The organism is Cellulomonas sp. ACRRI, assembly GCF_022346185.1.
Lineage (GTDB): Bacteria > Actinomycetota > Actinomycetes > Actinomycetales > Cellulomonadaceae > Cellulomonas.
On the sequence record NZ_JAKRMS010000285.1, the window covers coordinates 1 to 513 of the forward strand.

The 513-nt window shown below is 86.9% G+C and carries 1 pseudogene; it reads left to right on the forward strand.

Annotated features, from left to right (window positions below):
- Positions 1-513, forward strand: a pseudogene (locus tag MHY85_RS21195) (hypothetical protein); the annotation flags it as partial.

Consider the following 513-nt stretch of genomic DNA (forward strand, 5'->3'; position numbering starts at 1 on the left):
TCGCCACCCTGGTCCAGGGCGACGGGGCCGAGGCGGAGCCGGACCGCCGCCCGCGCAAGCGCCGGTCGCTGTTCTCGTTCGGCCGCCGCTCCGCCGAGACCCCGGCCGCGGCGCCCGCCCCGGCCCCGGCAGCCGCGCCCGCGTGGCCCGCCACGTCGGCGCCGGCCGGCGCGTCCGCCGCGCCGCCCGCGGCCGCGCCGCCCGCCGCCGCCGCGCCGCCCGCCGTCGCTGCGCAGCAGGCGACCCCGCCGGCGGACGCGCCCGCACCGGTCCCCGCGCGCCCGTCGGTCGCCCAGTCCTGGCAGCCGGTCGCCGCCTGGGACGGCGAGCAGCCGCGCCCCGCCGCCGCACCGGGCGCCGCCTGGTCCGGGCAGCCCGTGTGGTCCGGGTCCCCGGCGCCCGAGGCCTCCGGGTGGGGCACCGCCGCGGTGGCGGAGCCGGTCGCCGGCCCCGCGGGCGCCTACCCGGGTGCGCTCCCGGGCCCCGCCGCCCCCGCGTGGACCGCCCCGGAGC